8 protein-coding genes and 1 pseudogene are annotated in these 9677 nt (G+C 68.0%); 2 read left to right on the top strand and 7 right to left on the bottom strand.

Going from position 1 to position 9677, the window contains the following annotated elements; genetic code table 11:
• A pseudogene (locus JK364_RS50715) lies at positions 1-1522 on the top strand (hypothetical protein); the annotation flags it as partial.
• 89 nt (positions 1523-1611) lie between these two features.
• Complete coding sequence (locus JK364_RS50710; RefSeq protein WP_201858271.1) at positions 1612-2220, top strand: hypothetical protein; 609 nt, start codon at positions 1612-1614, stop codon at positions 2218-2220.
• 92 nt (positions 2221-2312) lie between these two features.
• Here the strand turns inward: JK364_RS50710 and JK364_RS57385 are convergent, their stop codons facing one another.
• The 7 genes from JK364_RS57385 to JK364_RS50680 form a co-directional block, all read right to left on the bottom strand.
• A complete protein-coding gene (locus JK364_RS57385) occupies positions 2313-2444 on the bottom strand; it encodes a hypothetical protein (RefSeq protein WP_269146448.1) in 132 nt (43 codons plus the stop codon).
• An 89-nt stretch (positions 2445-2533) separates the two neighbouring features.
• Positions 2534-3733 (bottom strand): methyltransferase, FxLD system, encoded by a 1200-nt coding sequence (fxlM, locus tag JK364_RS50705; RefSeq protein WP_201858270.1) that lies wholly within the window; start codon positions 3731-3733, stop codon positions 2534-2536.
• 13 nt (positions 3734-3746) lie between these two features.
• Positions 3747-4898, bottom strand: coding sequence for a lanthionine synthetase C family protein (locus JK364_RS50700; RefSeq protein WP_201858269.1), 1152 nt, complete (start codon positions 4896-4898; stop codon positions 3747-3749).
• Complete coding sequence (locus JK364_RS50695; protein ID WP_230993800.1) at positions 4895-7831, bottom strand: lantibiotic dehydratase; 2937 nt, start codon at positions 7829-7831, stop codon at positions 4895-4897. Before JK364_RS50695 ends, JK364_RS50700 begins: the two co-directional genes overlap by 4 nt.
• A gap of 155 nt (positions 7832-7986) precedes the next feature.
• Positions 7987-8181 carry an FxLD family lanthipeptide gene (locus JK364_RS50690; protein ID WP_201858267.1) on the bottom strand — a complete coding sequence of 65 codons (195 nt, stop codon included), beginning with the start codon at positions 8179-8181 and terminating at the stop codon, positions 7987-7989.
• A gap of 395 nt (positions 8182-8576) precedes the next feature.
• The gene (locus JK364_RS50685; RefSeq protein WP_201858266.1) at positions 8577-9182 is read right to left on the bottom strand and encodes a JmjC domain-containing protein; all 606 of its coding nucleotides are present in this window, start codon (positions 9180-9182) and stop codon (positions 8577-8579) included.
• Between the two features lie 13 nt (positions 9183-9195).
• Positions 9196-9552, bottom strand: a complete 357-nt coding sequence (locus tag JK364_RS50680; protein ID WP_201858265.1) for a hypothetical protein — start codon at positions 9550-9552, stop codon at positions 9196-9198.
• Between the last annotated feature and the right edge of the window lie 125 nt (positions 9553-9677).

Below are 9677 nucleotides of genomic sequence, written 5' to 3'. Positions count from 1 at the left end.
ACTCGCGCCGGTGCCCACCTTCCGGCTGTGGCGCCGGATGAAGCTGTGGGAGCTGCGCAGCTACGAAGAAGTCATCAGACTCGAGCAGGACCGGCTCGTCTACCAGACCCGGCTACGGGCCCGCTACGGGCGCTCCTGGCGCCGCAAGGCGCCCGTGGAGTCACTGATACCACTCCGGCTCACGCGGTACGGGGTACCACTGACCGACACCACACCCGCAGGCCTCACCGCCGCCGAACTGGAACCATCCGTGATGCCAGCAACCGCCCATTCCCCGGTCGCGAGGGACACGGCGGACGAGATGGTGGACGGGGCGGGCCTGAACAATGCGTCCCCGGGAGCGCGGCCGGACGCGTACGGCACACGAGAGACCATGCCCCAAGTCAACAGAACTGACCCCACCACCGCCCACCCTGCACCAGCCCCGCAACAGGCACCGTCGACCTCACAGCAAGACCAGCAAGCACCAGACCGGCAGGCCCAGGCGGTGCAGCCCAAACCCCAGCACCCCCAGCCGACGGAACCGATGGGGTCCGCCGGCCGGGTGCGGCCGCTCAGTGGCAAGGGCGTAGAAGGCCAGCGAGGCGCATACGTACCGAAACAGCGCGAACCCGAGAGGTACGCGTATGAGGAGCGCTCTGGGCAGCCGCTGAGCCAGATACCGGACGACGTGCCACGTGCGGAGGTCTACTACGCCACCTTCCGCCAATTCCTCGCCGACCACAACCACTACCCGTCGGCCTACCAGCTCGGCCAGCGACTGCGGGAAACCTACGGCCTGACCGACCTCAGCAACACCAAACTGACCACATACATCGAAGACTTCAAACAACGCCTGCCAGCCGGCGCCAACCCCTCTCGGACCGAATGGCACGGCATGAACGGCCACGACCACCCCATGGCCGTACCGGAACAGCGCGGGGAACCACGCACCAGCTACGGGGAGAAGCCGGGCCGGTGGGCCCCGGAGTTATCGCAACCTCGCCGACAGGATCCAGCAGGCGACGCACTGCCCGCCGGACACCACACACGCGGCGACTTCATCTCCACTCCCCCGGCCGACACAAGCACTCCTCTCCCAGGGCCGCCCCCGGGAGAGAAAGACCCGATGGCCAGCCCCGAGTCGGAGTTCGAAGAGGAGACCACCGAGCAACCCCCCGCCGTAGAGACCGTGGCCGACCGCTACTACACCGCCTGGCGCGCCTACCGCGTCCAGGAAGGTGCCCCACCCAACGGCGAACAACTCTCCTGGTGGCTCTTCCACCACGGCGTGACGGGCAGGAACGGCAACGCGATCAGCCCTAGCACGCTGCGACGCTACATCGCCTCATACCCCTGCTACGAAACCTGGGCCGAACACGCCGACAGCCACGGCCACGAGCCGACCGCAGCAGAACTGGTGAAACTGCTGGCCGACCGCGGCATCAAACGCAACAACGGCGGCACGCCATGGGAACTCACCGACCTGGAACAACTCCTCCCCCACTTCCAAAAACGACACCGACTGCACTCCCCCCACTGAGCGCTGCCCCGATCAGACAACACGCGCTGGACAGCACAGACCAGTACGGCACGGCGAACAACCCGCTCAACCCTTCACCAGGAGATGCCATGACAGACCAGAGAGGGCGACAGGAGGCTCCCGACCCGAAGACAGGCTGCCAGCCCTGCGATCAACCGGACCCATGGCGCCGCGATACGGAGGCTCCACAGCACACACAGGACCAATCCGCCGCAGTCCCGGACCGGCTCGGGCACCCTGACCCGCGCCCGACATACGCACGCGCCCTGCACATCGACCCCGATGCCACCTCCTCGCACCTCGACCTCCCCGAGGACGCCAATGCGCAACACGACATCCTCCGCAGTCTGATCGGGGACACCGTGGACCAGGCCGTATACCACCGGCAAGCACTCCTACACCTCCACGGCAACGGGGCCGGGATGCGGCTACCGGTGAATCCAGCGGCCTGGGCACTCGCCTGCGCCTGGCGCGGATTGAACCTCCCCTACCTCCTCTACGGCCCCGTCATCGTCACCGGACCAGACACCCACGGCATTCTCCAGACACTCAACGACAGCCTGCTGGGCGAAACCAAAGAGATCGCCCGCAAGGTGAAGGAACTGCGCTCGGAGTGGTCCACCCGACCCCCAATGTCCGAACCCGCCGCCCGCCAGGAACTACTCACATACACACGACGACCAACACACCCCACATGAACGCCCACCGGACACCGAAGAACACACGGGAGTGGCCGCAGCGAGCCCAGCCACACAATGGCTCACGCGCTCACCGATACCTCCACAGCCCACTACCCAACCAGCGCCCAGCCCTTGACGGTGCTCGGATCGATCCGAGCACCATCGATCTTGATGTCAGTCCGCCCACGCCAGGCGGTGATCGCAACGCACCAGGTGGTGTCCGTGTCGTTCGTCTGATCCATTCAGTCGACGATAGGGGGCTGTCGGGCAGTGCAGTCCGCTCGGGAGGAGCGGTCACTTGGACCGGGTGCAGGCTGCCTCGTCGGTCCTTCTACGCGAACGAGAGGACGACGCGGGAGTCTGTCTTTTCGATGACGTGGCCGGCCGGGAGGGCGCTGTCCGGCGTGCCCGCCGGGTAGATCGCCAGGTTGGGCGTGGCGGTGCGGTCGGCTCCCCATGCCGTGATGTGCGCGACGAGGCGCTTGGCCAGGTCGGCGCCGTCGGGGCCGAGGTGGGCGGCTCCGAGGAGCGACGGCCGTTCGGGGTCCCCGTCGTCGCGCTTGGAGATCAGGTACGCCAGGGAGCCCCCGGCAACCAGTGCGGGGCTTCGTCCGATGATCACGGGACGGCGCAGGCCGTTCTCCACAGCGGCGCGGGTGGCTTCGAGGCGGCAGACGGTGTCCTCGAACGCGGTCGCCCGCAGCCAGATTCCGTCGAACGACTCCTCCCCGCCGACTCGGACGTCCGACCACGTCTCGGCGGCCGACTGCGTGAGGGCATCGTTCAGCCGGGCGGGGTCCACGTCCTGGTCCTGGTCGTGGTGGAGGCGGACGGTGCTGTCGGCCAGGTCGAGGGTGTGCTCGCCGTCCTGGCCGACGATGGGAACGAAGCCGCACAACTCCATGTCGTGGCAGTACAGCGCCTCGCCCTGGCGGTTGAGGACGACGGAGCGGGTCTGTCCGCGCCAGCGCAGAGGGAGGACGAGCCGGCCGCCGTCGATGAGCTGGGCGCGCAGTGTGGCAGGGATGTCCCAGAAGCCCACGGTGCCGATCATGCGGGTGTAGGGGCCGTACTCGGGTGCGCCCTCCAGGCCGTCGCGCTCCATGACCCGTACGTGCTGGTATCCGGCCTTGTTGAGGGCGTCGCGGGCGTGCTGAGTGACGTCGGCGTCGATGTCGATGGTGGTGACCTCACCGTCCTCGCCGACGATCTCGGAGAGGAGAGCGGCGTTGTAGCCGGTGCCCGCGCCGATTTCCAGGATGCGGTCGCCGGACTGCGCATCGAGTTGGCCGAGCATCATCGCCACGGTAGAGGGCACGGAGGCGCAGGAGAGAGCAAGCGGCCCTTCCGGGTTCTCCTTGATGGTGATGGCCCGGTTGCTGTAGGCCACGGCCGGGTCCAGTCCGGGAAGGTGGACTTCCCTGTGAACTGTGCGCAGGGCTCGCTCGACGCGGGGAGGCAGCGGCTTCTTGGCCACAATCTGGTCAACGAGCGCATTGCGGAGGTCATCGACGGTCGGGGTGCTGTTCACGCTCAATTCCTTATCAGTTGAGGAGCAGGCATGTGGTCCACGTCGGTGAAACGCGCCGGGTGGGGCTGAGGGTGTGCAGGGTGAGGAGGGTGCCGTCCGAGCCGGTGAGCAGACCAGCTGTGTCCGTCATCGGATGCTGATCGAGGTGGGCGGCCAGCAGGCCACGCAGGAGAGGCACCTGCCCTGGGAGCGGGCTGCCGGCAGTGGCGTCGGCGGCCGCCGCGGCGACGACCAGAGCGAGCCCCGCCCAGCCGTGGCAGACAGTCGCGTCGTCCAGTGAGTCGAGTTGGCTGGAGTCGGTGAGGCAGGCGGCCAGAGCGTGTTCGGCGTGGCGTCGTCCGGAGGGGCGGTGACAGGCGAGGGCGGCCAGTTGCAGGGCGCGGGCGATGCCCGGGGTGCCGTAGCACCACGAGGGCCTACCCGGAGTCGTGGAGGACGACGGCCCCTGGTGCCACCGGTCAGCAGTGACGGTCTCGGGCCAGGCCGTGCCTCCGGCCGGGACGGAAGACGACCACTGCTCCAGCATCCGGCAGGCATACACCAACGCTTGCTGCTGGCGGGGCACCCGGAACCCGGCGCGGCTGCACAGGGCGAGGAGGGCGACGGGGCCCGCGACGCCGTGTGCGAGCCCGAAGTTGCCGTGGCCGTACGGCCACGCACGCTCGCGTTGGCCGTTGGGGCTGTCAGATGTCCACCAGCCCGGGAGCGTGCGGCCGTCGACCGTGACGGGCTGGAGGAGCAGCCGGACGATGTAGCGCAGCACGTACTCCAGCAGCTCTGGGCGCGTCCGACGGTGCAGGAGGTAGGCGCCGAACCCGGTGAGACCGCTGATCAGGTCGTACTCCCGCATCCGTGGCGGCTGACCGGCTGCCATGCGCTCGTGTGCCGCCGCGAGCTTCGTGCGGACCAGCCCGGCGACCGTCTCGTCCAGAGTTTCCAGGGCGGAGCGGTAGGCCGGGTGCCTGGCGGTGTGCAGGGCGTAGGCGAGGGCGGGTGCCCCGCGGTACAGGCTCGCTTCATCCGGGTGGGCGGTGGCGGGCTGTGTGGAGAGGTCGCGGGCGGTGCGGTGTGCCGCCTCCCACGCGCCGTCACTGTGGGCCAGCACGGCTCGACGCACAAGCGTCCCGGCCAGTCCGGTGCCCAGGTGGTGGGTGTGTGCGGTCACTGATCGGCCCTCCGTATCCACACGGTGCGGCACGCTTGGCGGGCGGCGTGACGGCATGAGGCTTCGGATTCGCGATCCAGTCCGATACACCGGTTGTGGTGCATGTGCAGAAGAGACTCCAGCACGGTGGTGATCTGCCCATCGGCGAGGTGCTTTCGGTAGCGGTGCAGGGCGCTGCGCCGTGCGGCGCTCGCGGCGTCGAGCCGTGGTGTCCAGCCGGACGGTCGTGTCTGGAGCCCGGTGCGCGTCTGCTGTGCGACGGCTCGGGTGACAGCTGGCAGGCCGATCCCTCGGGCGGGATTCGTGGCCATCCAGTGGGTGCCGTCGTGCTCGCCGAGGAGGCCGAGGGCTATGTCGATCATCCCGAGGGCGCACAGCACGCGCCGGTCGGTTCGCGGCAGGTCTGCCAGGGCGTAGCGGACGGCGCTGCTGTCGGCGGTGAAGACCTCCTCGGCGGCCGACATCGCGGCTCCGGTCCTGTACCGGCCTGTTTCAGGCCGGTAGCCGTCGAAGACGAGGCGCGAAACGAGGGCGTCGTCTTGGAGTTGCCGGGCCCAGCTCACGATGGTCTGGGTGATCGTGGCGTGGGCAGCGGAGTCAGCGGCGGCGATACGGAGCCGCAGGTGGTTCTCCTCCAGCAGCGAGCGGTAGCGGACGAACCAGATGTCGAGCTGTTCCAGGGAGTCGGGGAGGGTGCGGGCGAGGATTTGGTCCATGGCGGCGGGGGCGGTGAACAGCTTGGCCTGCACCCATGGCTGGTCGCTGCCGGGGTCGGGCAGTGTCCGGTTGGTGACCACAGGCGCGTCCTGGATGTCCGGGGCCGGCAGCGGCGGCCGGGTGGACGTAAGTGGCAGAACGATCTCGTGCGCGTGTCCGATCCAACCCAGATCCTCTTCCTCAGCGGGCTCGTACAGGTCGGCGCTCTCGTGCCGCCGTAGGTGGTCAAACAGCAGCCGCGCGTGCAGAGCCACGCGCAGGTCCAGGCGCAAGGTGCGGTCGCCTTCCCGCAGCTCGACGGACCGGGGGCACCTCCAGGTATGGGCCCAGTCGGTCAGGGCCGCGTGCCAGGCGCGGTCGAAGGATCCGGTCGGAAGGTCGCTCGCTGCCAGCCGCCAGCGGGCCGGGGTGAGCAGGGCTCTGCGGTACCGGACGCGTGGCAGGAACGGCATCCCGGCGGCGAGCGGGCCCCAGTCGAACTGGGTCCACGCGGTGGCGAAGCCCCGACCGAGTTGGGCGAGGAACCGGGCCAGTGGTGGTGCCTGTTTCTCCAGGGCGAGTGGGTGCAGGACGACGGGCTCCACGACCCGGCGGTGCGAGAGGCTGACCAGGTGCAGCCGCTTGCCGGTGGACAGCACAGCGAGGTCGTCCAGCGGGATGAGGTTTGCGCTGGGCGGGCGATGCTCACCCAACGGGATCACGTACGGCAGGACCGCCAACGTGCGCGCGACGTTCTCAGCGTGCGGGTAGACGGGGGTGAAGGACAGTTGGGCGGCGAGCGCCCCGTCGACCAGGGTGGGCAGCTTCCGGTACGCCTCGCGCAGTTCGTCATCGCGCAGGATGGCCGCGAACCGGCCGGTGAGGTTCCCGGTGCTCCACGCGGGGCGGAGGGACACGGTGAAGTCTCCGCGGTCCAGAGCCTGCTGGCTCTCGGCGTACACCCGCACGCCCATCTCGACGTGTGGCGCGATCGCTGCTTCGTCGGCGCCGCCGTGCGATGTGGGGCTCAATTCCTCGATGTCAGCGTCCGCGAGGCGGATCTCCTGCTCGCCGGTCATGGCCGCCTGCCAGGCCCGGCGCATCAGTAGCTCGTCCCGGGGCAGCGCCTTGGTCGACGGCTCGGGCCAGAGCGAGGTGGCGAAGCCGGCGGGAAGTCCCACTCCGGCGGCGATATCGATGGCGTCGCGGACGGGAACGAGGCTGCCTGCGCCGTACCGGTCCCAGAACACGCTGTGGTACGCGGCCCAGGCGGGCCGCTCGCCCTGGTGGCGGGTGAGCCGGAGCAGGGCATTGGCCGCGGCTTCGGCCTCGTCCAAGACAGGAGCGGGAATCTGAACGGTGGCATCGAGACGAAGGTCCACGCTCAGCCGCACGCGACCGGCATCGTTGATCGCGGTCATCCTGCATTCGGCCCGGTCCCGGATCTCCCGCGCTGTCGACTGGTCCCCGGCCGTGTTGTGCCTGTCCAGCAGCCGGTGTACGTCCCTGAGCTCACGCAGGACGTCAGCAGTCCCGGGCTCCAGTTGCGCCGTGACCGGCTCCAGCACTCGAAGAAGCTGGCCGAGCGGGTCCACGTCTGTGATCGGCGCGTGGAGTTGCGTGGTCAGTAACCCCGTTCCGAGTGCCGCGCCGAGGAGGCCCTCCGCCTGGGCAGCGGAACCGCCCATCGCGATAAGCCGCTCCACAACCTGCCGATACGGCACCGGCTCGGCGGCCATCTCCAGGATGACCGCCAGCGGCCGGGTGAGGCGGGCGGTCGCGGTACGGCCCCCGGGCAACGGCCGTTCGAGCGTGCTCCCTCGCCGTACTGTCAGCTCATCGGCTGCCACGATCAGGTGGGGCAGGACATCGGGGCGACACTGGAGATCGCGACGGACGTGGTCGAGCCAGAGGGTGTCCGGACGAGCTACCGGACGGTGCTCGACACCGAACCGGACCAGGGTGGGGCCGCAGTACGCCGTAGCCACCCCGGCGAAGAGGCCGAACGGAGTCGGGCGTCCGGTGGCCCGCAGCAGATAGCGGGCCGTGGCGGTGGCCGCTCTGCGGATATTCCTCGGCGGCTCCGTCGGATCATTCATAGCTTGCTCCACCGCGCGGACGAGGCGCGGCGTCGCGGCACGCACCGCGGTGGCGAACTCCGGTTCGGCCCAGACCTCGGCCAGCCACCGTCGGCAGTCAGCCGGGTCATCGGGCGAGGGCCATCGCACGTGCTGCATGTTGAAAGGAGCGACAGCGGCGCGCAGGAGGAGCACGTCGCCGCGCTGGAGAAGTCTGGTCCGCGTCATCATTGGTCCTCACTTGGCTGGGGCGGCCCCGCGGGCCGGGGAAACTCCCCCGACCCGCAGAGCACGTCAAACTGCCGGGCGTCAGATCAGTCGCTGGTGCAGGAGGAGGCGCACGACGACTCACAACCGTCGCTGGTGTCGCAGTCGTCCGTCGCCACAGGGTGCGGAGCGTCCGAAATCGACACCTCAAGCTCCCACTCCTCATCCGAGGACGGGGAGGTGGCGATGGTCGGCGCGATGGGCGGGGCGGCTTTCTCTTTCTCGGCTATCTGAACGCTCATCTCAGTGCCTCCGAGATGCTGGGCGGTACTGCTTGCGCGACGCGCGAGCAGGAGAGCACAGGGCCCCCGCATCCGGCTGCCGTCGTGCAGCATGCAGCCAGGTGCGGGAACACCGTGTTCACCGTCATCCACAGGCCGCGATGGTCCTCCTTATATGAGGTCTTCATCCCACACCTTTCGCAGTAACCTGCTATGGAAAACCGCCCCGCAGTCCATTCGGGATTTCCCTACGGGAGCGAGATAGGAATTTGGCAAGGTGAGTAAGCTGCTGAGCCTCGGTGCATTTGCCACGAGAGGGCTTCTGCCGGTAGTCGCCCCAGCCAGCCAGGGCTCGACCGGGGCGGCCAACCTGCTGGTGCCCGCCGAGTGTTAGCGGCCACCTAGCCTTTGGGGTGTCACACCGGTTCGTCCGTAATAGCAAACACCAGATGCACCGAATATCCCGGAGAGTCCGGAGTGCTCACCTCATGCTTCACCCCCTGCGGCAGGATCAGCACATCTCCAGCCCTGGTGACTATCTCCTCGGGTACACCGGTTGGCTCCGGCCAGACAAGCCAGCGTTTCGCACCGCGCATTTGGGTGATCACGCCGAGCCATTCGTCATCATGCGCGCCGAGGTTGCGGTCCCCCGCGTGTGACTCGTAGGCCGAGCAGACGACGTGACGGCGCATCATCCCAGTCAGTTGCAAAGTGACCGTGCTGAACCATCCGTCGCTGCGAACGTCCAAGCTCTCATAGACGCGTGTGCGTTGCCGCTCTTGATAAGCACGCGCAACCGCCTCCCTATGGGACCTTCGGTGGAAGTCCAGACCGTCAACGAGCGCAACTGTCTGACCTGCCGCCTTCTCCTCCGATAAGGGCAGGAAGACGCTCTCGATCCACGTAGCATCAAATACCTGCCCGACGTGTACCGGCTGGCTTGCCGTGAGCCTCGGCCAAACTGCCGGACCAAGGCCCCCGAGAAAGCTGAAAGCCACTTCCTGGTGTGCAAGAGCACCCATCGCGCCAGTACTCCTAAGTCGCGTACAGATGTCCCGTGCTGCCATTCGGCCTCGTGTACGACTTGCAGTCCCACCCAGACGAGTTGCCCGCATGGGCGATGAGCGATTCATCCAACGGATCGATGACCTGCGTTGCGTGGAGAACCTCCCCGAGACCGAGATCGGTCAGCTTGCGAGGACGAACCTCGACCACACGCTTCTCCAAATTCACATCCTGGACCAGGACCTCGTCGTCGGAGATCTCCAGCCCCGACGGCACGAACATGAGCCGGAAGGACCCGCCGATCTCATGCTTTTTGAGCACCTCGGCCAGGTGCCGCATCAGGTTCGCCTGCTGCTCCACCAGCGGTTCGGCGGCGAGAACTGTCACTTACTTCTCCTTCTGTGAGTGCCTGATCTCTTACATGAACCCAGCGCGATACGTCGTGCTCCACCTATTCCGCGCCGGGAGTGCGATACCGCTCGGGGCACCGGGACCGGTGTCGACCGGTGCCC

Source organism: Streptomyces endocoffeicus, assembly GCF_016741935.1.
In the GTDB taxonomy this organism is placed as follows: Bacteria; Actinomycetota; Actinomycetes; order Streptomycetales; family Streptomycetaceae; genus Streptomyces; species Streptomyces endocoffeicus.
The sequence above is the reverse complement of the archived record's forward strand: the minus strand, read 5'-3'. Positions and strand labels throughout refer to the sequence as shown.